The sequence below is a fragment of the uncultured Tateyamaria sp. genome, assembly GCF_947503045.1.
In the GTDB taxonomy this organism is placed as follows: Bacteria; Pseudomonadota; Alphaproteobacteria; order Rhodobacterales; family Rhodobacteraceae; genus Tateyamaria.
In genome coordinates, this window is sequence record NZ_CANNCF010000003.1 from 353,347 (window position 1) to 377,044 (window position 23,698).

Sequence of the window (23,698 nt, forward strand, 5' to 3'; positions counted from 1 at the left end):
CTTTGATGTATCCGCTCACAAACATTCGTTTTCAATATGTGCCACAGTCCGCCATATACATCAACAGAATTGATACAAACCCGACCAACCATCATCTTTACCAAGGAGAAACCAAAATGGCACTGACAGATTTTTCCACCCGGCACGCCCGCATCGACGCCCGCTCTGCCGCTCCACGTTTTTCCCTACTGACCATGCTGTCGGTCTGGCGGTCGCGTCGCGCCCTGGCGCAACTGGACAGCCGCGCGCTGGATGACATCGGGATCAGCGCCAAACGCGCCCAGACCGAAGCCAGCAAACCCATTTGGGACGTGCCTGCAACATGGCGAAAATGATACACAAACAGGCAGGCTGCGGCAGATTGACCCGATTTATGACAAAAACAGTCGGAATGTCGCCGCCTGCCCCGCTTTTCCCGTCGAAAAAGCCTTGAAACACTACGCCAACACCCCGATATTTGAGCCAATGCGGGCGGAAATCCGCGCTCCGGTGCAAATGCGCCGGCAACTGGTATCAATTGGAGGTCACTATGGCTGAGTTGAATACGATCCGGTCCGCGGCCGGCACACAGGCCGCCCAGATCGACGCAGGGCTTCGCGCCCACATGAACAAAGTCTACGGCACAATGTCCGTAGGCATGCTGATCACGGCTGCGGCGGCGTGGGCCATCGCAGGTCTCGCGGTCACATCCGATCCGACAAATGCAACCGTCGCGCTGCGCGAAGGGCAATACCTGACCGGTCTGGGTGAGGTGCTTTACACCACGCCGCTGCGCTGGGTTGTGATGTTCGCCCCGCTTGCCTTCATCCTGTTTGGCTGGGGATCGCTGATGCGCCGTGGCTCGGCTGCGGCTGTGCAACTGGGTTTCTTCATCTTCGCCGCCGTCATGGGCGTTTCGATGAGCTCTATCTTTTTGGTGTTCACCGCCTTCTCGATCACGCAGACCTTCCTGGTCACCGCGATCGCCTTCGCGGGCCTCAGCCTTTGGGGCTACACCACCAAGAAGAACCTGAGCGGCATGGGCACGTTCCTGATGATGGGTGTGATCGGCCTGATCGTTGCCATGGTCATCAACCTGTTCCTGCAGTCCCCTGCTATGATGTATGCGATTTCGATGATCGGCATCCTGATCTTTGCCGGCCTCACCGCCTATTACACGCAGGACATCAAGAACACCTATGTGGCGCACGCCGCACACGGTGATCAGGAATGGCTGGATAAGGCCGCCTCTGACGGCGCGCTGAGCCTCTACATTTCGTTCCTGAACATGTTCCAGTTCCTGCTGATGTTCATGGGCCAACAGGAATAACGCATCACCTGATGTGCAATTATCCGGGGCCGGTCATCGCGACCGGCCCTTTTTCGTGACAGGAGGTCCCCATGACCGTGATCAAAGCCGGAACTGCGCGTATCGAGGCTGCCGGTGAGGGCGACAGTCTTGGCCCCTACCGCGCCGAGTTGATCAGCGACAGCGCGGGGCTCAGCCAGTTTGGCGCCTTTGTCGAGGAATTGCCCCCCGGTTCGCGCAGCTCGCACACCCATTGGCATGAGACCGAAGATGAAATGGTGCTGATCCTGTCCGGCAGCATCACCCTAATCGAAGGTGACGTCGAAACCGAGCTGCATCCCGGCGACGCCGCCTGCTGGCGCGCGGGCGACCCGGTGGGCCACAGCATGCACAACCGCAGCAACGCACCAGCGCGCTACATGGTGATCGGCACCCGCGCCCCTGCGGATCGGGTGACCTACCCCAAGCTCCACCGCGTGCTGATCTATGATCGCACCACGGACACACGGATCTATGAAACGCTCGACGGACAACCGGCGACAAAGCCGGAATAGGCGCATTCGAAGACCGTGATCCTGCGTGCTGCGCGTGCCGCTGTCCCAAATCAAAAATGTCGTGCGCGCGGATGCGCGCGCCTTTGGATCAGACCAGCCGATCACAATTCGCGCATCATCCGAACCGAGGGAAACACGATCCCTTCCGCGAGCGGCACATCGATCAACCCGACCTGAACAAATCCGACCGCCTTGTAAAACGGCACCGCCGTGCGCGTGGCCCAGCACTCCATCTCGACCACCCCGGCACTGCGAGCCTCGTCAAAGCAGCGCTGCATCAACGAACGCCCCACCCCGCGCCGCAGGGCGCGGTTATCCGTCACCACATGGCGGATGTGACCCAGATCAGCGCGTTTGCGATCCCGCGTCCAACCGCCCGCACCAAGGATGCGACCCTCTTGCTCGGCCACGTAATAGGTCCCGCACACCAACAACTCGGGGCGCGCCCGCGAAATGATCGGCAAGGCCGTGATCAGCACCGATGGCGGGTAATCCGCCTTGAGCAGCTTGGGATAGGTGCGCGCCAGCAACGCGTCCACGGCCGCCAAATCAGCCTTGGTCGTCGGGCGGATCAGCATGGGCTTGCCTCCAGAAAACGGCGCACGGCGGACGTGGATGTCAAATGATGCACGCGCAGCTCGGGCGGGGCCGTGTCCAGCAGCTCGACAATCCGCGCGCGCCCGCTGTGTCGTGTATCCCAGATCCAGCGGTAAAAGGCCCAGGTTTCGCCGTGGATGCCTTCGACGCAGCCGGGTGCCATGTCGGGCCGGTTTTGTCCCCAATGGCGCAGCAACCGCTTGGTGACCCGCCACAGGCGCAAGCTCACGGGCAGGTCCAGCCAGATCAGTGTGTCCGCGCGCGACAGCCGGTGAGCATAGGTGGTCGAAAACCCGCCCTCAAAGACCCAGGCCGCGCCGTTCTCGACCTCCAGCGCCATGTCGCGGCGCAAATCGCGCGGGCGGGCCTGCCAGCCGGGCTGCCAGTGGATGTGGTCCATGTGATGCACAGGCAGGCCGGTGCGCGCGCCAAGGGCGCGGGCCAGCGTGCTTTTGCCCGATCCGGATCCGCCGACGATCATCACCCGTTGCATGCGTCTGTTCCTTCAAAACGAAAAAGGCCGCGTCCTTGCGGCGCGGCCCTTTGAAACAAATAGAGAGGCGATCTTACTTGATCTTGCCTTCCTTGTATTCCACGTGTTTGCGCACCACGGGGTCATATTTCTTGACGACCATCTTTTCGGTCATGGTGCGCGCGTTCTTTTTGGTCACATAGAAGTGGCCCGTGCCTGCGGTCGAGTTCAGGCGGATCTTGATCGTGGTTGGCTTGGCCATGTGATATCTCCTCGGGGCACGCGCTTGGTCGGCGTACAAAACTGTCAGACCCGGCTTCTATCCGCTCTGCTTTCGGAGTCAACGCGCTTTTTGCAGATTGGGAGCGGCAGGTGGCGAAAATTGCCACAAATCTCTTGAGTTTGAACGCCCGAACAGGATTCACTGATGGCCGAAGGTATTGTTCAGCGAGATTTCATAGATGAAGACATGCATTTTCAAAGCAACCGCATTGGCGGTCGCGCTTGCCTCAGGCACTCCGGCCCTAGCGGACGGATTCAAACCCATCCTGACCGAGGACGCCTTTCGCACGCAGGTCGTGGGCAAGCGGCTGTTGCACGGTGAGGACCATATGACGTTCCGCGCCAACGGTCAGTTGGCTGGCAATTTTGGCGGCAAGCGCCTGAAAGGTGGGTGGGCCTGGCGCGAGCGGTACTGGTGCCGCACCCTGACCACCCATTCCAAGAACACCGACTGCCAGACATGGGAAACCGACGGCAGGACATTCCGTGTCAAACGCGAATTCGGCAAGGGCGGCGGGTTTGAATATACCTTGAGATAAAAATGCGCGGAGGGGCTGTAAGCCGGATTCTGTCTAGGACGGTTGCCCGCCCCGAGATGACCATTCCTCTCGAGGTGCTGTTGCCAACACCCCTCTAGCTGCCAACCCGGACCTGCTGGGGCAGAAGCGGCCCCGGGCCTTGCGGCCCACGCGGTCCCTATTTGGCATTGCTCCCGGTGGGGCTTGCCATGCGGGGGCTGTTGCCAGCCCCCCGGTGGGCTCTTACCCCACCGTTTCACCCTGGCCGACCCGTGGGCCGGTGGTTTGTTTTCTGTGGCGCTGTCCGTCGGGTTGCCCCGCCCGGGTGTTACCCGGCACCGTATCTTCTGGGAGTCCGGACTTTCCTCTCAGGGTATTGGCATCAGCCAATGCCCGTAAGCGGCCATCCGCCCCTCCGCGCAAGGATCGCCTTACGTGTGGCGATGGGGGCGCGTCAATGGGGGCCGTGGTGCGGGTTGCGCCTGCGGGAGCCTCCGGCGGTGGTATTTTTGGTCAGAAGAAACACTTGGTGCTTTCACGTTCGGAGCGTTGATCGCTTGAAAGGCGCGAAGTCTTCGGGCTCAAGCGGGCCGGTCTTGAAGGGGCGATGGCGCAGGCGCACGGTGGCAAGAAGCGTGTCAGGATCGGCCTCGGCCGTGTAACCCGCCCGCCGCGCAATACGCGAAAAATTGTCCATGGTCGGATCGTCCTGTCCGGCTTCGACATCTCGCTTGCCCGCAAACCCCTGTGCTTCAAGCCGCGCCCAGTCAAACCACGGACCCGGATCAAACTTGCGCCCCGGTGCCATATCCGAGTGCCCAATCACGTTCTGTGCGGGCATGTCCCAGCCTACGAGGATGCGGCCCAGCAGCGCTTCAAGGCTTTGCATCAACGGCTCTGCAAACGGCCCCTGTCCGTCATTGTCGAGCTCGATCCCGATGGAGCGAGAATTGATATCCGAAAACCCCTGCCATTCGCCCACCCCGGCATGCCAGGCGCGCAGGCCTTCACCCACCAGTTGGCTCACACGGCCTGTCTTGCAGATCACGTAATGGGCCGACACCTCATGGGCCGGGTCACACAGGCGCGCGATGGCCGCGTCGGCGCTCTGCATGGCGGTGTAGTGCAGCACGACAAAGCGCGGGATAAGCCCATCCCGTCGGGGGCCGCAATTCGGGGACGGGTGCTGGTGGATCTCCACCGCCGGTTCAGCCGCCAGAGGCGCGCCGGAACGGGGCCGGATCCCAACCGCAGGCATAGCCGTCCCCATCCGGGTCCAGACCCTTGCGGTCGCGTTCGGGCCCGCCAAAGGCCAGAAAATCGATCTGCGCCTCATCCGAAGAGTTGTACTGCGCGCAATTGCGCTGCGTGCGGGCCGCAGAGGCAATGCTGACACGGCGGTGCACCTGCGTGCCGCGCGGATGGCTGGTCTGCAGCGCATATTGCACGACATTGGGCTGAGCGTTGCCGCTGCGCGATGGCAGGGCGGTGGGCTGGATCACCTCATATTGCTGCCGGTTGGCGGCGATCCGTGCCGCATCGCTTTCGATGGATTGGCGCGAGGCGACCGCGTCAAAATTGTTTTCGTCCGAAATGCCGGGATTGTTCAGCACCGGTGGTGCTGCGTTGGCGGGGCTGGCGTTGACCACGGTCTGCCCTGAATTGGCCCGCGCGGCGGCAGCATCGTTGGCCAACGCGATCTGTGCCAGTTCTGCATCCAGCCCCTGCGGATCCGTGACAGCCCGCGCCGATGAGGCAGGTTGCGGTGTGCCGGGCAGGGGCAAGGTCGACGTTCCGACGGCCGGGGCCGCCGGAACGGTCCCGTTGGCCAGTTGTGCGGCGCGCGCATCACGCGCTGCCAGTGTGCTTGGGTTGTCAAAGCCCACTCCGCGTCCGGGGTTCACTGCCCCGGCCCCGCTGTCTGGAATGGCAGGCTGACAGGCGGCCAGTGCGGCGCCTGCCATCAGGAAAAGAACGTGTCGGATCGTCATATCTGCTCAACCCTTTTTGGGTGCTGTTTGGCGGTTTCTACCACCATTTCGAAGGCTTGGCCACAAACCCGGCCCGTGCCTCCAGCGCATAAGCGGTGTTCAGCAAATCGCCCTCTTCCCAGGGCCGCCCGATCAGCTGAAGACCCAAGGGCAGACCTTGCGCGTCCTGACCGGCAGGTACGGCGATGCCGGGCAGGCCCGCCATGTTGACCGTCACCGTAAAGACGTCGTTGAGATACATCTCGACCGGGTCATCCGAGGCCTCGCCCAGACCAAAGGCCGCAGAGGGTGTCGCAGGCGTCAGGATCGCATCGACCCCTTGCGCAAACACATCCTCAAAGTCCCTTTTGATCAGCGTACGGACCTTGCGGGCGCGGTTGTAGTAGGCGTCATAGAACCCTGCAGACAGCACGTAGGTGCCGATCATCACGCGGCGCTGCACCTCGGCCCCGAACCCTTCGGCACGGGTCTTTTCATACATTTCTGTGATGCCGTCGCCCTGATCAAGCTTGGCGCGGTGGCCATAGCGCACTCCGTCATAGCGCGCGAGGTTGCTTGAGGCTTCAGCCGGAGCAATCACGTAATAAGCAGGCAGCGCGTATTTTGTGTGCGGCAGCGAGATATCGACGATCTCGGCACCTGCATCGCGCAGCATGGCGGTGCCTTCGGCCCACAGCGTCTCGATCTCGTCGGGCATGCCGTCCATGCGGTATTCCTTTGGAATCCCGATCTTTTTGCCCTTGATGTCGCCAGTCAGCATCGCCTCGAAATTCGGCACGGGCAGGTCGGCGGACGTGGAATCCTTGGGATCGTGGCTGCACATGGCCTCAAGCATGATTGCGCCATCGCGCACCGATTTGGTCATCGGCCCGGCCTGATCCAACGACGAAGCAAAGGCCACCACGCCCCAGCGCGAGCAGCGCCCATAGGTCGGCTTGATCCCCGTGATGCCAACAAAGGCAGCAGGCTGGCGGATCGAGCCGCCCGTGTCTGTGCCGGTCGCGGCCAGGCAGAGGTCAGCCGCCACAGCCGAGGCCGACCCGCCCGACGACCCACCGGGTGTCAGTGCCGTGTCGTCATTGCCACGCCTCCATGGGTTGACCGCGTTGCCGTAGACAGAGGTTTCGTTGGACGAGCCCATGGCGAATTCGTCCATGTTCAGCTTGCCCAGCATCACCGCCCCTGCATCGAACAGGTTCTGGGTGATCGTGCTTTCGTATTGCGGCAAAAATCCTTCGAGGATGCGCGATCCGGCCTGGGACGGCACGCCCTTGGTGCAGAACAGATCCTTGATCCCGATGGGCAGGCCACACATGGCGGGCGCGTCACCGGCCTTGATGCGCGCATCGGCGGCGGCGGCCTGATCGCGGGCGATCTCGGGCGTGTGGTGGACAAAGGCGTTCAGTGCGCCCGCAGCATCGATTTCGCTCAGGCAGGCATCTGTCAGTTCGACACTTGTCACATCGCCCTTGCGCAGCGCATCGCGCGCCTCGGCCAAAGTCAATTTATTCAATTCGCTCATGGGTTCTTCCCTGCATTCAACTTCGGGCTCCGCCTGTTCACGGCTGAAACGCTCCCCCGGAGCGTTTCCAAGACGCCGCTCACTCAACCACCTTCGGCACCGCAAAGAACCCCTCGCGCGCGTCTGGTGCGTTGGTCAGCACCGCCTCTTGCTGGCTGCCATCGGTGACCTCGTCCACGCGCCGTTTCAGACGCTGTGGCGTGACGGATGTCATCGGCTCGACGCCGTCCACGTCCACTTCACTCAACTGTTCGATAAAGCCGAGGATCGTGTTGAACTCCGCCGCCAGTGCAGGCAGGCGCTCGGGCGCGACCTGAATGCGGGCCAGTTTCGCCACGCGCTTGGCAGTGCTTTCGTCGATGGACATGTGCAACCCTTCGAAATACCAGTTGCGCAGGCTTTAGCGCGCGCGCGACAGGCCTTCAAGAGGATGCGCGGCGATATGGCGGACGTAGACCTCGATCATCCAGCCCAGCATCAGTGCATTGAGCAGATGCCAGGCAAAATGTGTGCCCGATGGCAGGCGGGCGCAAAGGGTCTCGTCAACCGAGCGCAGCGTCAGCGACAGCATCAGGATGGCGACCCCGATCATGAGACCCTTCGCAAATTCCGGATAGCGTGGCCACAAGAGCACCGCATAGATCGCGATCAGCACGGGCACGGGGACATAGCCCGCCGACACCCCTAACACCGGCAGCCCCTGCCAGATCGGTACGGTCAGCGCGGCGTAGGGAACAAACAGCGCGGTGCCCAACCCGGCCATCCACAATGGCATGCCCCAGACATCCCGGTTCACCGCAAAGATATAAAGCAGGATGTAGCCGAGGATCGGCAGCACATCGACAATAGCCGCCGGATCGGCAGCACATCGACAATAGCCGCCCAAACCTGCGCATGGGTGTGAAACAGGTAACTGCCCACCCCGATGACGCCCAGCACCGCCGCAAGTGCGCGGCCCAGCGGCAAGCCCGCGCTGCGCCGCCACATGATGAGTGCTGCCAGCACAAAGGCCGCATTGGTGACCGCGTTGATCGGTTCAGCCCAATAGTGCGGGCCCAGTCGCTCGCAATAGCCATCAATCTGGCGCCACAACCCGTCCACGGCACCTCGCTATGTTCATCCGAAAACCGTCCAGACCGCAGGTGATCCGCGCATCCGTCCAATCAAACCCCCGTTCCGTCTATGTTTTAAAAAAACCTCCGCCCACTGCCTGACAGGTGGCCTTGCCACCGAAAAGGGGGACTCCCGAAATCTCAAACCCGCGTTAAGGTGAGATCAAAAGCGGGGGACTTCGACATGAATATCATCTGGCTCGGCCATGGCAGCTTTCGCATCGAAATCGGCGATCAGGTGCTGCTGATTGACCCCTGGTTGACCGGCAACCCGATGCTGTCCGAAGACCAGCACGACGCAGCGGTCGAGGGTGCGACCCACATTCTGATCACCCACGGCCATTTCGATCACACTGCAGACGTTGTCGCGATCAGCAAGACAACCGGCGCGCCGGTCTCTGCGGTCTATGAGCTGGGCAAGCACCTGCATGGGCTGGGCGCGGTCGAAGGGCACGCCTATGGCAAGGGCGGCACCATCAGCCTCGGAGATGTCAGCGCCACGCTGGTGCCCGCCTCGCATTCCTCGTCGATCGAAGTGGACGGGCGCGGAGTCTACATGGGGGCCGAATGCGGGTTCATCCTGCGCGGTGAGGGCAAGACGGTCTACATCTCGGGCGACACCGACATCATGGCCGACATGGACTGGATCGGGGACTATTTCAAACCGGATATCGGCATTCTGTCGGCGGGGGGTTATTTCACCATGGATATGGCGGGCGCGGCCTATGCGGCCAAGCGCTATTTCAACTTCTCCACCGTGATCCCCTGCCACTACCGCACCTTCCCGCTGCTGGAACAAAGCGCTGCGGCGCTGGTCGCAGGCCTGCCCGGGGTCGATGTGATCGAACCACAAATGATGCAGGCGATTGCCCTGTGAGCACGGCAGGCGATCCCTTCACCCCCTCGCCCGAAATCGCTGCCATCGCGCGGCGCTGGTTGATCACATATGCCGGGCGCAACGCGGACGCGGTGGTCAAGCTGTTCTCATGTTCGGGCGCGGTAAGCTACATCGGCTCGGATGACGGCGAATTCTTTGAAGGGGCCGAGACAAGGCGCATGTTCGGTGCCTTCACCAACCATCAGGTGGTGCTGGAGCTTGAGGACATGCAGGCCAAAGGGTTCGAATCCGGGTCGGTCGCCTGGGCCTATGTCCACACCACCGTCCACTCGCCCGAGGCTGGCATGCGAGTACGCTTCCGCACCACAATGGTCCTGTCGCTGGAAGACGCGGTGTGGCGGGTGGTGCATGTTCACAACTCCAACCCCAAGCCCAACATGGAATCGATGGGCTACCAGTCCCCCAACCTCGAAGCGCTTGCCGCCGCTGCGCAAAGCAACGAGATCACGCTGGGCCATACCGGCATCGCCTCGGTCATGTTCACCGACATCGTGGACAGCACCGCATTGGCGGCCGCAACGGGCGATGCGAGGTGGAGCCGGATTGTCACGGACCATGTGGCCGCGATCACGGCCCAGGTCACGGCGGGTGGCGGTACGCTGGTCAAATCGCTGGGCGACGGGACCTTGTCGACGTTTGGCTCGGCTGCGACTGCAATGACGGCGGCCCGCGCGATCATGCAGGCCACGGCAGACAGCACTGCCGAACCCCGCCTGCGCCTGCGCGTCGGCATCCATACCGGTGATGTGGTCGAGGCACAGGGCGACTTCCTCGGCTCGGTCGTGAACAAGGCCGCCCGCGTCGCCGCCGCCGCAGCGCCGGACGAAATCCGTGTCTCGGACGCAACCCGCGCCATGATCGGCAGCAGCGCCGACTTCAGCTTTGCCGACGCCGTGTCCGTGCCCCTGAAAGGTCTCGACGGCGAACACATCCTCTTCCGACTGGACTGGCAGACATGAGCGGGCGCAGCGCGGAGGTGCAGTTGAAAGGACTTGAGAGCCGTCACGTGATATACAACCGCACATGGCAGACATGATCAAAACCTCCCCCGAATTGCTGGCCGTGGCGCGGCGCTGGTATGAGGCGGTCACGTCACGCCGTCCGTCCGAACTCGCGAATTTCATGTCCAAGGATGACGCCGTCGGCTTTGTGGGGTCGGCCCATGGCGAGATGTGGTTTGGCCCGGCCGTGCGGCAGGCCATCGGTGCCCATTTCAACGAAATCCCCAAGGTCGAGGAAAAGCGTGAAGTCTTTGCGCAGGCGTTTGAAAACGGGCAGACCGGCTGGACCTTTTTCGCCATGGAATTCAAGTTCGAAACACGACCCGAGCCGATCCTGTTTCACAGCACACTGGTCTTTGTGCTTGAGGAAGGGGCGTGGAAGATCGTGTTCCGCCACACTTCGGTGCCCACATCCAACATGGACAGCACCGGCCACGAGCATTCCGCCATTCAGGCGCTGGTCGAGGCGGCGCAAAAAGGGTTCTCGCTGGGCCAGCGCGAGGGGCTGGCCTCGGTCATGTTCACCGACATCGTGGGGTCCTCGACGCTGGGGGCGGCGCTGGGCGATCGGGTCTGGTCCGCGCTTGTGGGGGATCATTTTGCGGCGCTGCGCGAGATCATCGAAGATCACGGCGGACAGTTCGTCAAATCGCTGGGGGATGGGACGATGTCGTCCTTTGCCTCGGCGCGCCGTGCGCTGGCAGCAGCGCAGGCCATTCAGCGCCACATGGCAGAACAGGACCATGAGCCGCGCCTTGATCTGCGCATCGGGTTGCACACGGGCGATGTGGTTCAATCCGATGACGACTTTTTCGGTTCGGTCGTGAACAAGGCGGCCCGGATCACCGCCAGCGCGGGGGCCGGTGACATCTGTGTGTCGGATGTGACCAAGGTGATGGTGGGTTTGGGCGGCGATTTCACCTTTGACGCGGGCCGCGACATTGCTCTCAGAGGGTTCGAGGGCGCGCACAAGGTGTTCCGCCTCGGCTGGCAGCCATGATCCGCCCCTCGCCTGAAATAGAAAGCATTGTGCGCCGCTGGACGACGCTGATCCGCACCCATCAGGTCGCCGACCTGCCGCACTACCTGTCGAGCTCAGAGGCGCTGATCTATATCGGCACCGCCGACGGCGAAAGCTGGCGCGGACAACTGGTGCGCGACGGCATTTCCGATCACATGGCCGAAGTGCCCGATTTCACCGAAGACGGCGTTGAAATCGACGCATGGGAAAACGGCGATACCGGCTGGGCCAATTACAAAAGCACCTTCACCTTTCCCGGCACCGGATCGCAGGGCGTGCACCGGGCCACCTTTGTTTTTGTGCTGGAACGGGGTAGTTGGAAGATGATCCAGCATCACATCAGCCAACCGGATTCCAATTTCGACAAGATGGGCGTGGAACATAGCGCCTTTCGGTCCCTGATCGAAGCGGCGCAGGCTGAAGAGCATGATTTCGGCACCGAAGGGCTGGCCTCGATCATGTTCACCGACATTGCCAATTCGACCGAACTGGCGCAGGCGGTGGGGGACCGGGTCTGGATCAGGGCGCTTGGCGCGCATATGGAACTGGTGCGCCGCGGCATTTCCGATCATTGCGGCACGCTGGTCAAATCGCTGGGCGATGGCACCATGTCGGCCTTTACCTCGGCGCACGCGGCACTGTCGGCGGCCCGCCAGATTCAAGCCGATGTGACCGCCGCCCTGTCCGAGCCGCCACTGTCCGTGCGCATCGGCATCCACACCGGCGAGGTGATCCGCGCGCAGGACGACTTTTTCGGCAATGTCGTGAACAAGGCCGCGCGCATCGCCGACACCGCCCGCCCCGGCGAGGTGCGCGTGTCCGAGGCGACAAAACTGATGGTCGACACGGGCGATATGTTTACCTTTGCTGATCCGGTCACTGAAACGCTCAAGGGGATCAAGGACCCGCAACTGGTCTATTGCCTCGCCTATTGACCCGCAAAAACAGGCAGCGCACGCTGTCGGGGATTAAGCACAAGGCCATTTCATGATCACGCCCTCGCCCGAACTTGCCGCCATCACTGCCCGCTGGGTCAAATCGATGGTCAGTCAGGAAGGCGCGACCCTGTCCAACATGTTGTCCACGTCAGACCCGGTCCTGTTCTGCGGCACCGCCGAAAAAGAGGTCTATCGCAACGATTTCTTTCGCGCCAACTATGCCCGCCACATCGAGGAAATCCCCATCGGGCAATTGAGCAATGTTGAAATCGAGGCCTATGAAAACGGGCAGATGGGCTGGGCGTTCTGGCATGGTCATATCCAGTTCCCCAATTCCAACAGCGGCGGCATGGCCCGCATCACCCTGATCTTTCAACTCGATCAGGGGCTTTGGAAAATCCAGCACATCCACAACTCGTTTCCTGTCGCCAATGTCGAGGCCTGGGGCTACGAGCACAATGCGCTGGACGAACTGCTGGACGCCGCCGCAGCAATCGAACCGAATGTAGGCAAGACCGGCATTGCGGCCGTCATGTTCACCGATATCGCCGACAGTTCTGAACTCGCCGCCATTGTCGGGGACACGGCGTGGACCAAACGGGTCAGCCGGCACATGGGCGTGTTGAGATCACAAATCGAAGAGGCGGAGGGCAATCTGGTCAAGACACTCGGGGATGGCACCATGTCGATCTTTCCCTCGGCACGCGCGGCGATGACGGCCGCGCAGTGCATTCAGCGGCGCATGGCCGACGACACCACCGAACCGCGCCTGTCGCTGCGCATCGGCATTCATACCGGCGATGTGGTGCAGGCGGGCGACGACTTTTTCGGCACCGTGGTGAACAAGGCCGCGCGCGTTGCTGCGGTGGCCAAGCAGAACGAAATTCGCGTCTCGGACGCGACCCGGATCATGGTGGGTGCGACGCCGGATTTTGTCTTTGAGGACACAGCGCGTGTGCCCCTCAAGGGGTTCGAGGGCGAGCATGTGATCCACAGGCTGGACTGGTAGAGGCGGCGCGGCCGATCAAAGGCTACGAAACTACCGTTTGGCCGCAAAGAAATCGCGCAGCAGCGTTTCGGCCTCGGTTGCGGCGATCCCGTCATAGATTTGCGGGACATGGTGGCTTTGGGCATGGGCAAACACCCGCGCGCCCTGCGCCACGCCGCCGGATTTGGGATCTGATGCGCCGTAATACAGCCGCTCGATCCGCGCCGCCGCGATGGCCGCAGCACACATCGCGCAAGGTTCGAGTGTGACATATAGCGAATGCCCGCCGAGCCGTTCGGAGGCGATGGCCGCGCAGGCCACGCGGATGGCCAGCATCTCGGCATGGGCGGTCGGGTCCTGCAATTCGCGTGTCCGGTTGCCTGCGCGTGCGATCACCTCGCCACCGGGCGAGACGACAACTGCCCCCACCGGCACCTCGTCGCGCGCACCCGCCGCACGGGCCTCTTCCAGCGCGACATCCATGAATGATCGAAACTCCATGGCCTCTGGTTGCCACGTCCCTTGCCCCGACTGCAAGCCACAGCTATTGCCACCCCATGACCCAAGACACCCCCAAGGGCGATCGCATCGCCAAGGTTCTGGCCCGCGCAGGCATCGCCAGCCGTCGCGGCGCGGAAGCCATCATCGCCGCAGGGCGCGTCAGCGTGAACGGCAAGCAGATCGACAGCCCCGCGCTGAACGTGACCGAGGCCGACCAGATCACCGTCGATGGCAAGCCGCTGAAAGAGCCCGAGCCCGAGCGGATGTGGCTGTATCACAAGCCTGCGGGCCTTGTGACGTCGGATGCGGATGAAAAGGGACGGCGCACCATATATGACGCCCTGCCCGACGATATGCCGCGCGTGATGTCCATCGGGCGGCTCGACATCAACTCCGAAGGGTTACTGCTGTTGACCAATGACGGCGGGATCAAGCGCAAGCTGGAACTGCCCAGCACGGGCTGGATGCGCCGCTATCGGGTCCGGATCAACGGGCGGCCCACGGATGTCAGTCTTGAGCCCTTGCGCAAGGGGATCACCGTCGAGGGCGAGCGATTCCAGCCGATGCAGGTCACACTGGACCGCCAGCAAGGGGCGAATGCATGGCTGACGGTGGGCCTGCGCGAAGGTAAGAACCGCGAAATCCGCCGCGCCATGGAAAGCATCGGTCTGGTGGTGAACCGGCTGATCCGGATCAGCTATGGCCCCTTCCAACTGGGTGATCTGAAACCCGGCGCGGTCGAGGAAATCCGTCGCAAGATCGTGCGTGACCAGTTGGGGATCGAAACGGTCGAAACCACCGGCACGGCCAAGCCCAAACGCAAGATCCCCTATCGCGGTCCGCGCAAACCCAAATAAAACCAAACCACTGCCCAAATTCGGCCCGCATGTGGCGGGCAATTGGGGCAATGGTTTATTACTACTTGTTCATGTTCCCGCTGATCACCTTGGGCATTGTCGCCGGCATCGTGCTGCTGATTCTGCACTACAAGCAGTTCGTGCGCAGCGTCGGGTCCCTGCTGAGGGACAATCTGGTCGATGACGGACCAACAACGCGCCTCCTGCCCAATCTCGCCTTTCTTGGGCTGTTCCTGTTGCTTGTCAAACTGACGTGGTTCTAACGATATGATTTCTGAAGCGTTTTCTCTGGGGAAAACCCCCGCCAGCAAACCAGCGAAGTCTGCGCCCAAAGACCCGCGCAACCAGCAGGCGGTCGGCATCCTGTTTTTTGCAATCCTGCCGCTGGCCTTCAGCATGCTTGGCGATCCAAGTGCCGCCAATCTGGCGATCTGCGGCGGTCTGCTGGCCGTTTTTGGCATATCGCTGTTTGGCATCTCGCTGGGTCTGAAAGGCGCCGAGCGGTACAACAGTCAGGACATTGCGCGCAAAGCACGGTTTCCCGGACGTATCCTCGGATCGGTTGGAATGGGCATTGGCTGCGCACTGACCGCAGGTTTGCGTGGCAGCGATCTTGGCCAGATCGCTGTGCTTGCTGTCATCGCCACTGTCCTGTCGCTTCTCGCCTTCGGGATCGACCCGCTCAAAGACAAGGGCCTTGAGACGGTGAAGGATCGCCAGGTCTACAAAACCTCGAAACTGCGTCGCCGCGCAGAGGCACAGGTTGCCGTGATCGGCAAGGTCGTCAAACCGCTGGGTGACGCCGAGTTGCTGCCCGACCTGCGCCGGTTTGAAGACGCAGTGCAGCGCATGTTGCAAGCGGTCGAGGATGACCCCGAACGCGCGCGCAGTTTGCAAAAATACCTCGGCGTTTATCTCGATGGCGCCGCCGAGGCTGCGACCCGCTTTGTCGCTGTCTATCGCAGCACCGGCGACGTTGACGCCCATGCCCGATTTGGCACGCTGATCCGCGATCTTGGTGGTGCCTTCGACCGCAAGGCCACAGAATATGCCGCTCAGGGGCGCGACAAAATGAACGTCCAGATCGATGTTCTGAGCGAAAGCCTCGCGCGCGAAGCCGCCCGCGGCTAACCCCCTTTTCTGGTGCAAGGGGCCACAAATTCCCCTTGCCGGGTCGGGGCGTATTCCTATCTCTGGACCAGACGAATGCGACATGTGCGTGCCGCGCGCTTGACCCTAGTGCTGCGGGCGCAAAGTGCATATAGTTGCGCCACTGGATGGGGAACCCTGTATGCAACCAACTGTGTTTCAAAAGATCGCTTATGTGGTGCTGATTTCGCTGATGTTCGGCGTGACCACCGGCCTGATCGGGGGGCTTTAGGCGAGATGGCACAACGCTTTGGCGGAAAATACAGCCCCGATGGAAGTGCAGATGGGGACGAGCTGACCGAGCGCGGCGCCTTTCAGGGCGCGCGTGTGGATCCGGTTGGCGCACGGGCGAACCTGCTGTTTCTGCCCGCTGTCCCGATGGTGTTTCTGGCGCTCAATGATGGTGCGGTAAATCTCGCCATTGCACTGGTGGCCGCAGGTATTCTGACGCTGGCGGCATGGCTGCTGCGCGGCGGTTTGCAGGCCGAGGCAGCCTATGTCGCGCGCAAGGTCGCGCGCCGCCCTGCCATCCCGCGCAAACTGTTTGCGTCACTTCTGACCGGCATCGGCATCGCCCTGGCCGCCTACCGCTCTGAACCTGGACTGGTTGCACCGATCCTGTTCGGCATCGCCGCCGGCGGTCTGCATCTGGCCGCCTTCGGCCCTGATCCGCTGAAAGACAAGGGGATGGAGGGGATCGACACCTTCCAGCAGGACCGTGTTGCGCGGGTGGTCGATGAGGCAGAAACACACCTGACAGCCATGACCGATGCCATGGCGCGCGCCGAAGACCGGCAGATGGCGCTCAAGCTGGAAAAGTTTCAGGCCACCGCCCGCGATCTGATCCGCACGGTCGAGGAAGACCCGCGTGATCTGACCGCCGCGCGCAAATATCTGGGCGTCTACCTGATCGGCGCGCGCGATGCGACGATCAAGTTCGCCGACATCTATTCCCGTACCCGTGACACGCAGGCGCGGTCCGACTACAGCGACCTGCTGGACGACCTCAGCAACAACTTTGCCGCCCGCACCCGCAAACTGCTGGTCGAAGACCGCTCTGACCTCAACATCGAAATCGACGTGCTGCGCGACCGTTTGCAGCGCGAAGGGGTGCGCACCGCGCCCGAAGAGACAAAATAAGCAACAAGGTATCCCAATCATGTCAGAAACCATCCGCCAAAAGGCCGAAAACGCCCTCGCCGCCGTCGAAGAAGTGACCGCCGTTGTGCTGCCCGAACCCAAGGACGCCAACGCCATTGTCCCGCTTGCCGACGCTGATGCGCCCGTGGGGGCGGAAATCCGCGCGCGCATGGACGAGATCGACATGAGTGATACGAACTCGATCGTGTCCTTTGGGTCCGCCGCGCAATCCGAGTTGCAGGAAATCAGTCAGGCGATGCTGCAGGACGTGCGCAACAAGGATGTCGGGCCTGCAGGGGATTCCCTGCGCTCCATCGTGACGACGATCCGTGGCTTTTCGATCTCGGAACTCGATGTGCGCCGCGACCGGTCGTGGTGGGAAAAGCTGCTGGGCCGTGCCGCACCTTTTGCCAAGTTCACCGCCAAATTCGAAACCGTTCAGGGCCAGATCGACAAGATCACCGACAACCTGCTGGCGCATGAGCATACGCTCTTGAAGGACATCAAATCCCTCGACCTGCTGTATGAAAAAACGCTGCAATTCTACGACGAACTGGCGCTGTACATCGCTGCCGGCGAGGAAAAGATCAAGGACCTGGACGACACCGTCATTCCGGCCAAGGAAAAGGATGTCGAAGCCGCAGCAGAGAACGACAAGGTCATGGTCGCTCAGGAATTGCGCGACCTGCGCGCAGCGCGCGACGATCTGGAACGCCGGGTGCACGACCTGAAACTGACCCGTCAGGTGACCATGCAATCCCTGCCTTCGATCCGTCTGGTACAGGAAAACGACAAGAGCCTCGTGACCAAGATCAACTCGACCCTCGTCAACACTGTGCCCCTTTGGGAAACCCAGCTGGCCCAGGCCGTCACCATCCAGCGCAGCGCCGAAGCGGCAGCTGCCGTGCGTGATGCCAACGATCTGACGAACGAGCTTTTGACCTCGAACGCGGCCAACCTGCGCGAAAGCAACAAGGCGATCCGCACCGAAATGGAGCGCGGCGTGTTCGACATCGAAGCGGTCAAGAAGGCCAATGCCGACCTGATCGGCACCATCGAGGATTCGCTCAAGATTGCCGACGAGGGCAAGGCCAAGCGCGCCGCCGCCGAAGAGGACCTCAAGAAAATGGAGGCCGATCTGCGCGACACGCTGGCTTCGGCCAAGGCGCGCAAGGACGGGGTCGGCGACAACGCCGGCACCGCCGTGCCGGGCTGATCGACAGGGCATGAGTGCCGCGCGGGCCAAAATCAAAGCTGGAATGTGGGGCAGCCTTGCTGCCCTCGCCCTGCTTGCGGCCTGCGATCCGGCCACGCAGGTCGATCCTGTTCTGACCCCGCAGGCCCGCCCCGCAGCCGTGGCCCTGCCCGTACCTGCCCCGGCCGCTCCGACTTCCGAACGTAGTGCTGCCCTGCGCCGCTATCTCACTCAGGTCCAGTCCAGCCAATTGACCTCGGGCCTGTTGCGTCAGGACGGCGGCGGGCCGGACACGCCGTTCTCGGCAGAAATGCTGGCGCGCAATTTTGAACGGATCGTGTTTTACAACGAGTATTCGGCCACCGGGGCCACGCGCGGCGGGGCAAGCGACCTGCGCCGCTGGTCGGGTCCGGTGCGCATTTCGGTGGAATTCGGCCCCTCGGTGCCCCCCAGCCAGCGGATGCGGGACCGCGCCGATGTACGCGCCTACGCCACCCGGTTGGCGCGCAGCACAGGCCACCCGGTGTCGACCGCGGGCACCCCCAATTTCATGGTGTTTTTCGTCAGCGAAGATGATCGCGCCGCCACGCTGAACGCATTGGCCCCGCGCCTGCCCGGCGTGACCGAACGCAACCTTGCCGCCCTGCGCGACCTGCCGCAGGACGCCTATTGCGCCGTAGCCGCCTATGCGAGCGGCGCCGAGGCCAATACCTACACCGCCGCCGTCGCCGTGATCCGGGCCGAAAACCCCGATCTGCTGCGCCTGTCCTGCATCCATGAGGAACTGGCGCAAGGCCTTGGTCTTGCCAATGACAGCCCCGATGCGCGCCCGTCGATCTTTAACGATGACGACGAATTCGCCCTGCTGACCGATCATGACGAAGCGCTGCTGGGCATGCTTTATGACGCGCGTCTTACGCCCGGCATGACCGTTGAAACCGCGCGCCCCATCGTGCGCATTCTTGCCCGCGAGGCCGTCCAAGGCCCGCTCTGACACGACCAAAGGAGACCCCACATGGGTATTTTCGACTTCCTCTCCGGTGAATTCATCGACGTCATCCACTGGGTGGATGACACCCGCGATACCATGGTCTGGCGGTTCGAGCGTGAGGGGCACGAGATCAAGTACGGCGCCAAGCTGACCGTGCGCGAAGGCCAGGCGGCGGTGTTTGTGCACGAAGGGCAATTGGCCGATGTGTTCACCCCGGGTCTCTACATGCTCGAGACCAACAACATGCCGATCATGACGACGCTGCAGCACTGGGATCACGGGTTCAAAAGCCCGTTCAAATCCGAGATATACTACGTCAACACGACGCGCTTTAATGATCTGAAATGGGGCACCAAGAACCCGATCATCTGTCGCGATCCCGAATTCGGCCCCGTGCGCCTGCGCGCCTTTGGCACCTACAGCGTCAAGGTCGCCGATCCGGCCAGGTTCCTCGTCGAAATCGTCGGCACGGACGGCGAATTCACCATGGACGAAATCAGTTTCCAGATCCGCAACATCATCGTGCAGGAAATGTCCCGCTCACTGGCGAAATCCGGCATTCCCGTGCTTGATATGGCCGCCAACACGCGCGAGCTGGGCCAGATCGTTGCCAAGGAGATCAGCGCGCAGATTGCCGAATACGGGCTGATGATCCCCGAACTCTACATCGAAAACATCTCGTTGCCGCCTGCGGTCGAGGCGGTGATGGACAAGCGTTCATCCATGGGTGTGATCGGAAACCTCAACGAATACATGCAGTTCCAGGCCGCCGAGGCGCTGGGACGCGAGGGCGGCGGTGCCGGTGATGCGATGCAGGCGGGCCTTGGGGCCGCGATGGGTCTGCAGATGGGCAACTTGGCCGCCACCGGCCCATGGGGCGCACGCCCTGCGCAAGCCACAGCCCCCATGGCCCCGCCCCCACCGCCCGTCGAGCATGTCTGGCACATAGCCGAAGGCGGCAAGACAACGGGTCCATTTTCCAAGGCGCGCATGGCCCGCATGGCCGCAGACGGGGACCTCACGCGCGAGAGCTATGTCTGGACCGCCGGCCAGGACGGCTGGCTGCGGGCCGAGGATGTCACGGAACTGGCGCAGTTGTTCACTATCCTGCCGCCCCCGCCCCCCGGCGCCTGAGGGCGCAAACCTCGCAGATCAGGCGGGTCGAGTGGCGCACCACAAGTTCCGCCTGCAGTTGATCGCATGCGCCTACGGGGTTGGCACAATCTGCAACGCTTCGACCTGCTGCCGGGTCTCAACCGACACCGGACTGGTCCCGATCAGCACCCGCGAGACCGTCGCAACTGACACACCCGCATGACGCGCGACATCTCGCATATGGCTTCTCGGTTTTGGGCAACGATGCGGCATGACGCCACTTTCACGGCTAAGTGCGAAGAGACAAAGGAGTAATTCTTGACTTATGAAACCAGTTACACATGCTGAAAAATCAGTTTCATAAGAGATTCTTGGACAACCAGACCCGGTGTTGAAACAGACGATCATCCGTGAGTTTTCGAACATGGGGCACCGGACTCTCGGGCGCAATTTCGCGGGATTTCAGAACAATGACGCGCCTGCGCGCTATGTGTTGCAGCCCCGGGGATGCCTTCGGATCGCATTGCGCGAAGGCGATGTCCTGCAGGTTGGCAGCGGCGCCTTGCCCGATCCCATCGCCCTTGCGGTGTTTGGAAAGGGCGGCGTGCGGATCGAGGCGCAACTGGGCTTGCCGCCGGTCCGCCTGCTGGCATTTGCGGATTTCGATCATGCAGAGCTGACAGGCTGGTTGCAGGGCAATGGCGCGACGATCGGAACCGCCCTGCCCGTTACGTGGATCGAGGCGCTTGCCGAGCCGCTGATCCTGCGCGCCCCGCAAGCCTGCGACCTTGTTCTGGTGCTGCCCCTGTCACATGACCACCTCGTCAGCGGGAAAACCGTTGATGCCGTCGAAGTCAGCGTCAAACGCGCAGGGCCCGGGCACACTTTGCCCGACCCTTTGGGGGATGTGCGCGACGAGTTCACTGTTGATCGGGCAACGGCGCAGGCCTACGAGCTGCGCAAGGGCGAGACACTGCAGATCATCGACGTGATGGGGCAGCAGTGTTCGGATTTTCAGGCCTTCCGCATGGCGGGGCTGGACGCCGGGGTCGAGTCGATGATCGACGGCACCACAACCCGGTCGATGGTGCGCCGGGCGTTTCCGGGGCCTGGACTGTTTGACAAGTTCTTTGACGGGGCGATGGCACCCCTGTTGCAGGTCATGCAGGACACGTGCGGGCGGCATGACACCTTTGGTCTGGCCTGCACCGCGCGCGGCTATGAGGAACGCGGGTATCCGGGTCATGTGAACTGTTCGGACAACATCTCTCGCGCGCTTGCGCCCTACGGCGTGGTGGCGCGAGCGGGATGGCCTGCGATCAACTTTTTCTGGAACACGTGGATCGACGGGCATCATCACCTGCAAACAGCAGAATCCTGGTCGCGTCCCGGGGATTACATCGCGATGAAAGCGCTGGATGATCTGGTCTGCGTCACAACGGCCTGTCCCGATGACATCGACCCGATCAACGGCTGGAACCCGACGGACGTGCATGTGCGCATCTATCGACCAGAGACCAAAATCACGCGGGCGATTGCCTACCGCAAGAAAGAAAACGCACCGATGCAAATCTCGCAACCTTCGGCATTTCATCCGCGTCTGGCGCCGCTCACAGACCATTTTGCGCCTGCACGTGATCTTTGGGCTCCGGTGTCCTTTCCCAGCTTTGGCACCCAGGGCGAATACTGGGCCTGCCGCGAGGCCGCGACCCTGCAAGACATGAGCGGGCTGCGCAAATTCGACGTGATCGGTCCGGATGCCCAACGCCTGCTGCAACTGGCCATGACCCGCGACATCGCCAAGCTGGCCGTGTGGCGCGGCACCTATGCGCTGATGTGCGACGAAAGCGGCGAGGTGATCGACGATGGCACCCTGTTCCGACTGTCCGATCACCTGTTCCGCTGGTGTTGCGGCTCCGAAGAAAGCGGCACCTGGCTGACCGAACTGGCCGCAATGCACGGGTTGCAGGTGCGCATCCACGATCTGCAGGGGGCCTTACCGAACCTCGCACTGCAGGGGCCGAAATCACGCGACATCCTGAGCAAGGTTCTGTTCACGCAACCCCATGTGCCCAATCTGGATCAACTCAAGTGGTTTGGCGCGACCGTAGGGCGGCTTGGGGACCGAGACGGCGTGCCCTTCATGCTCACCCGCAGCGGCTATACCGGCGAATTGGGATACGAGCTGTTCTGCGCGCGCGACGGGGCGCTGCCCATTTGGGATGCACTGATGGACGCGGGCGCCGAACTTGGCCTCAAGCCCATGGGTTCTGCCGCGCTCGACATCATCCGGATCGAGGCGGGGTTGGCCGCGGCGGGCGCAGAATTTGTCGCCGGAGCGGATGCGTTTGAGGCCGGGCTCGGCTTTGCCGTTGACCTCAAGAAGGCCGAATTTGTGGGCCACGCGGCCCTGAGGCGCAATGCCGAAGCACAACGGCGCAAACTGGTGGGTCTTCATTTTCAGAGCAACGACGTGCCGCTGGCGGGCGCGCCCGTGTTCAAAGGGGAGCGCCAGATCGGCGAGGTCACCTCGGCCACCCTGTCCCCGATGCTGGGCCACGCCATCGCCATGGCTCGCCTGTCAGTCGAGCACGCCGACTCAGGCACCGAAGTTGAAGTAGGTCTGCTCGACGGTCGCATGAAACGACTGGATGCGACGGTCGCAACCCTGCCCTTCTTTGACCCAACGAGAGAAAGAGCGCGCGCGTGAGTTCCATAGAACAGGAAAACGCCCGGAAGGTGTTCTGAGAACGGTCACCATCGCCGCCATCCAGTCATATGTGCTTGGCAGGGCCGAGGTTCCGGAGAAATCCAGTGCAGTGATCGGCGTCAGGAATAGGTGCGCCAAAATGTCGGCCTTGCGCTCCAATTGCGCGGCATGGATGGCCATTCTCTTGCGCTTACGGCGGACGCCGAGACCTTGCATCACACCGGCTCCGCCTTGACACGGCGCCCGCCCGTTCCAAACTCTAAAGGGTGAGTTTGCTGCACCCTCTCCTTGCGCGCCTGCCCGCGCGCCGCACGGCCCTCAAGTGGCTGCACTGGGTCATGGTGCCCCTGTTCATCTGGTTCCTTCTGGTTCAGCCCAAGGACGTCACCCCCTTTGGGCCGGCCGCTTTTCAGGCCCATTCGATCCTCGCGCTGATCTTTGTGTCGCTGTCACTGGCCTGGTTTGCCGACCTCATGCGGCGCGGCCTTGCCAGCCGCCCGGGCCCCAAGCTGACCGGGCGTTTGCGCAACCTGCACCGCGCGATGCACCTGACGTTGATCTGGGGGCTGTTCTTTGTTGCTGTGACTGGTTTTCTGCTTGGTCTGACCTCGGCCGTATTGCTCAAGGCCGGAGGGTTCCTGCCCATCGCGCCGCCCATGGGATGGCGCGAGGCCAATGATATCGTCGGTCAGGTCCACATCATCGAATTCTATGCCCTCGGAGTTGTCGCAGGCGGGCACGCGCTGTTTCACATTTGGCGGCACTATCGCCTGCGCGATAATGCGCTGCGGATTATGGTGCCAAAACGGCTGCACAAGTATCTGTAACGCGCTCTGTTGGCCGGCACATCGCCCGATGCGCAATCCATATGGCAATAC

General features: G+C 62.3%; 29 protein-coding genes and 1 other RNA gene. 18 read left to right on the forward strand and 12 right to left on the reverse strand.

The features are described from left to right. The first annotated feature begins 116 nt into the window (after window positions 1–116). The 3 genes from Q1A89_RS15505 (at window position 117) to Q1A89_RS15515 (ending at window position 1,842) form a co-directional block, all read left to right on the forward strand. On the forward strand, window positions 117–335 hold the full coding sequence (locus Q1A89_RS15505) for a DUF1127 domain-containing protein (RefSeq protein ID WP_299730159.1): 219 nt from the start codon (window positions 117–119) through the stop codon (window positions 333–335). A gap of 194 nt (window positions 336–529) precedes the next feature. Then, entirely contained in the window at window positions 530–1,309 is a 780-nt protein-coding gene (locus Q1A89_RS15510; protein ID WP_299730163.1) for a Bax inhibitor-1/YccA family protein, read from the forward strand. A gap of 71 nt (window positions 1,310–1,380) precedes the next feature. Beyond that, complete coding sequence (locus Q1A89_RS15515; protein ID WP_299730166.1) at window positions 1,381–1,842, forward strand: cupin domain-containing protein; 462 nt, start codon at window positions 1,381–1,383, stop codon at window positions 1,840–1,842. A 101-nt stretch (window positions 1,843–1,943) separates the two neighbouring features. Here Q1A89_RS15515 and Q1A89_RS15520 read toward each other — a convergent pair whose 3' ends face one another. The 3 genes from Q1A89_RS15520 to rpmG all read right to left on the reverse strand — a co-directional run bounded on the left by Q1A89_RS15520 (window position 1,944) and on the right by rpmG (window position 3,173). Beyond that, on the reverse strand, window positions 1,944–2,420 hold the full coding sequence (locus Q1A89_RS15520) for a GNAT family N-acetyltransferase (RefSeq protein WP_299730169.1): 477 nt from the start codon (window positions 2,418–2,420) through the stop codon (window positions 1,944–1,946). Next, the gene (locus Q1A89_RS15525) at window positions 2,414–2,932 is read right to left on the reverse strand and encodes an AAA family ATPase (protein WP_299730172.1); all 519 of its coding nucleotides are present in this window, start codon (window positions 2,930–2,932) and stop codon (window positions 2,414–2,416) included. Before Q1A89_RS15525 ends, Q1A89_RS15520 begins: the two co-directional genes overlap by 7 nt. A gap of 73 nt (window positions 2,933–3,005) precedes the next feature. After that, window positions 3,006–3,173 carry a 50S ribosomal protein L33 gene (gene rpmG, locus Q1A89_RS15530; RefSeq protein WP_058315632.1) on the reverse strand — a complete coding sequence of 56 codons (168 nt, stop codon included), beginning with the start codon at window positions 3,171–3,173 and terminating at the stop codon, window positions 3,006–3,008. Between the two features lie 199 nt (window positions 3,174–3,372). Between rpmG and Q1A89_RS15535 the strand changes: the two genes are divergently transcribed. Then, on the forward strand, window positions 3,373–3,732 hold the full coding sequence (locus Q1A89_RS15535) for a hypothetical protein (RefSeq protein ID WP_299730175.1): 360 nt from the start codon (window positions 3,373–3,375) through the stop codon (window positions 3,730–3,732). 2 nt (window positions 3,733–3,734) lie between these two features. On the opposite strand, the gene rnpB is transcribed toward Q1A89_RS15535, so the two are convergent. From rnpB to Q1A89_RS23515, 7 genes are all read right to left on the reverse strand, one after another. Further along, window positions 3,735–4,130, reverse strand: an RNA gene (rnpB, locus tag Q1A89_RS15540) — RNase P RNA component class A. 116 nt (window positions 4,131–4,246) lie between these two features. Continuing rightward, complete coding sequence (locus Q1A89_RS15545) at window positions 4,247–4,969, reverse strand: N-acetylmuramoyl-L-alanine amidase (protein WP_299730178.1); 723 nt, start codon at window positions 4,967–4,969, stop codon at window positions 4,247–4,249. Continuing rightward, window positions 4,920–5,702, reverse strand: coding sequence for a hypothetical protein (locus Q1A89_RS15550; protein ID WP_299730181.1), 783 nt, complete (start codon window positions 5,700–5,702; stop codon window positions 4,920–4,922). Before Q1A89_RS15550 ends, Q1A89_RS15545 begins: the two co-directional genes overlap by 50 nt. 37 nt (window positions 5,703–5,739) lie before the next feature. Continuing rightward, on the reverse strand, window positions 5,740–7,224 hold the full coding sequence (gatA, locus tag Q1A89_RS15555; RefSeq protein ID WP_299730185.1) for an Asp-tRNA(Asn)/Glu-tRNA(Gln) amidotransferase subunit GatA: 1,485 nt from the start codon (window positions 7,222–7,224) through the stop codon (window positions 5,740–5,742). A 79-nt stretch (window positions 7,225–7,303) separates the two neighbouring features. Then, window positions 7,304–7,591 (reverse strand): Asp-tRNA(Asn)/Glu-tRNA(Gln) amidotransferase subunit GatC, encoded by a 288-nt coding sequence (gene gatC / locus Q1A89_RS15560; protein WP_299730187.1) that lies wholly within the window; start codon window positions 7,589–7,591, stop codon window positions 7,304–7,306. Window positions 7,592–7,624: 33 nt separating this feature from the next. After that, complete coding sequence (locus Q1A89_RS23510; RefSeq protein ID WP_366524499.1) at window positions 7,625–8,062, reverse strand: hypothetical protein; 438 nt, start codon at window positions 8,060–8,062, stop codon at window positions 7,625–7,627. Then, window positions 8,017–8,325 carry a ceramidase domain-containing protein gene (locus Q1A89_RS23515; protein WP_366524500.1) on the reverse strand — a complete coding sequence of 103 codons (309 nt, stop codon included), beginning with the start codon at window positions 8,323–8,325 and terminating at the stop codon, window positions 8,017–8,019. Before Q1A89_RS23515 ends, Q1A89_RS23510 begins: the two co-directional genes overlap by 46 nt. Before the next feature lie 195 nt (window positions 8,326–8,520). On the opposite strand from Q1A89_RS23515, the gene Q1A89_RS15570 reads away from it, so the two are divergent. From Q1A89_RS15570 to Q1A89_RS15590, 5 genes are all read left to right on the forward strand, one after another. Then, window positions 8,521–9,213: a metal-dependent hydrolase gene (locus Q1A89_RS15570; RefSeq protein WP_299730189.1), complete on the forward strand. Its 693-nt coding sequence runs from the start codon at window positions 8,521–8,523 to the stop codon at window positions 9,211–9,213. Then, a complete protein-coding gene (locus Q1A89_RS15575) occupies window positions 9,210–10,193 on the forward strand; it encodes an adenylate/guanylate cyclase domain-containing protein (RefSeq protein WP_299730192.1) in 984 nt (327 codons plus the stop codon). Before Q1A89_RS15570 ends, Q1A89_RS15575 begins: the two co-directional genes overlap by 4 nt. A 73-nt stretch (window positions 10,194–10,266) precedes the next feature. After that, complete coding sequence (locus Q1A89_RS15580; RefSeq protein ID WP_299730195.1) at window positions 10,267–11,235, forward strand: adenylate/guanylate cyclase domain-containing protein; 969 nt, start codon at window positions 10,267–10,269, stop codon at window positions 11,233–11,235. Continuing rightward, window positions 11,232–12,191, forward strand: a complete 960-nt coding sequence (locus tag Q1A89_RS15585) for a nuclear transport factor 2 family protein (RefSeq protein WP_299730198.1) — start codon at window positions 11,232–11,234, stop codon at window positions 12,189–12,191. The genes Q1A89_RS15580 and Q1A89_RS15585 overlap by 4 nt, the downstream gene beginning before the upstream one ends. A 52-nt stretch (window positions 12,192–12,243) precedes the next feature. Then, on the forward strand, window positions 12,244–13,203 hold the full coding sequence (locus Q1A89_RS15590) for an adenylate/guanylate cyclase domain-containing protein (RefSeq protein ID WP_299730201.1): 960 nt from the start codon (window positions 12,244–12,246) through the stop codon (window positions 13,201–13,203). A gap of 30 nt (window positions 13,204–13,233) precedes the next feature. Here Q1A89_RS15590 and Q1A89_RS15595 read toward each other — a convergent pair whose 3' ends face one another. After that, window positions 13,234–13,683 carry a nucleoside deaminase gene (locus Q1A89_RS15595; RefSeq protein ID WP_299730204.1) on the reverse strand — a complete coding sequence of 150 codons (450 nt, stop codon included), beginning with the start codon at window positions 13,681–13,683 and terminating at the stop codon, window positions 13,234–13,236. A 56-nt stretch (window positions 13,684–13,739) separates the two neighbouring features. Here Q1A89_RS15595 and Q1A89_RS15600 point away from each other — a divergent pair, with 56 nt between their 5' ends. From Q1A89_RS15600 to Q1A89_RS15630, 7 genes are all read left to right on the forward strand, one after another. Next, window positions 13,740–14,540 carry a pseudouridine synthase gene (locus Q1A89_RS15600; protein ID WP_299730206.1) on the forward strand — a complete coding sequence of 267 codons (801 nt, stop codon included), beginning with the start codon at window positions 13,740–13,742 and terminating at the stop codon, window positions 14,538–14,540. Window positions 14,541–14,611: 71 nt separating this feature from the next. Next, complete coding sequence (locus tag Q1A89_RS15605; protein ID WP_299730209.1) at window positions 14,612–14,803, forward strand: hypothetical protein; 192 nt, start codon at window positions 14,612–14,614, stop codon at window positions 14,801–14,803. A 4-nt stretch (window positions 14,804–14,807) separates the two neighbouring features. Beyond that, window positions 14,808–15,671, forward strand: a complete 864-nt coding sequence (locus tag Q1A89_RS15610; RefSeq protein ID WP_299730211.1) for a 5-bromo-4-chloroindolyl phosphate hydrolysis family protein — start codon at window positions 14,808–14,810, stop codon at window positions 15,669–15,671. A gap of 255 nt (window positions 15,672–15,926) precedes the next feature. Beyond that, window positions 15,927–16,829: a 5-bromo-4-chloroindolyl phosphate hydrolysis family protein gene (locus Q1A89_RS15615; protein WP_299730213.1), complete on the forward strand. Its 903-nt coding sequence runs from the start codon at window positions 15,927–15,929 to the stop codon at window positions 16,827–16,829. A 19-nt stretch (window positions 16,830–16,848) separates the two neighbouring features. Further along, window positions 16,849–18,045: a toxic anion resistance protein gene (locus tag Q1A89_RS15620; RefSeq protein WP_299730215.1), complete on the forward strand. Its 1,197-nt coding sequence runs from the start codon at window positions 16,849–16,851 to the stop codon at window positions 18,043–18,045. 10 nt (window positions 18,046–18,055) lie between these two features. Further along, window positions 18,056–19,018: a DUF2927 domain-containing protein gene (locus Q1A89_RS15625; RefSeq protein WP_299730218.1), complete on the forward strand. Its 963-nt coding sequence runs from the start codon at window positions 18,056–18,058 to the stop codon at window positions 19,016–19,018. Between the two features lie 21 nt (window positions 19,019–19,039). After that, the gene (locus Q1A89_RS15630) at window positions 19,040–20,149 is read left to right on the forward strand and encodes an SPFH domain-containing protein (RefSeq protein WP_299730221.1); all 1,110 of its coding nucleotides are present in this window, start codon (window positions 19,040–19,042) and stop codon (window positions 20,147–20,149) included. Between the two features lie 72 nt (window positions 20,150–20,221). On the opposite strand, the gene Q1A89_RS15635 is transcribed toward Q1A89_RS15630, so the two are convergent. Beyond that, the gene (locus Q1A89_RS15635) at window positions 20,222–20,350 is read right to left on the reverse strand and encodes a LacI family DNA-binding transcriptional regulator (protein ID WP_299730224.1); all 129 of its coding nucleotides are present in this window, start codon (window positions 20,348–20,350) and stop codon (window positions 20,222–20,224) included. Window positions 20,351–20,498: 148 nt separating this feature from the next. On the opposite strand from Q1A89_RS15635, the gene Q1A89_RS15640 reads away from it, so the two are divergent. Further along, on the forward strand, window positions 20,499–22,820 hold the full coding sequence (locus tag Q1A89_RS15640; RefSeq protein ID WP_299730227.1) for an aminomethyltransferase family protein: 2,322 nt from the start codon (window positions 20,499–20,501) through the stop codon (window positions 22,818–22,820). 266 nt (window positions 22,821–23,086) lie between these two features. After that, window positions 23,087–23,647 (forward strand): cytochrome b/b6 domain-containing protein, encoded by a 561-nt coding sequence (locus Q1A89_RS15645; protein ID WP_299730230.1) that lies wholly within the window; start codon window positions 23,087–23,089, stop codon window positions 23,645–23,647. The last annotated feature ends 51 nt before the right edge of the window (window positions 23,648–23,698 follow it).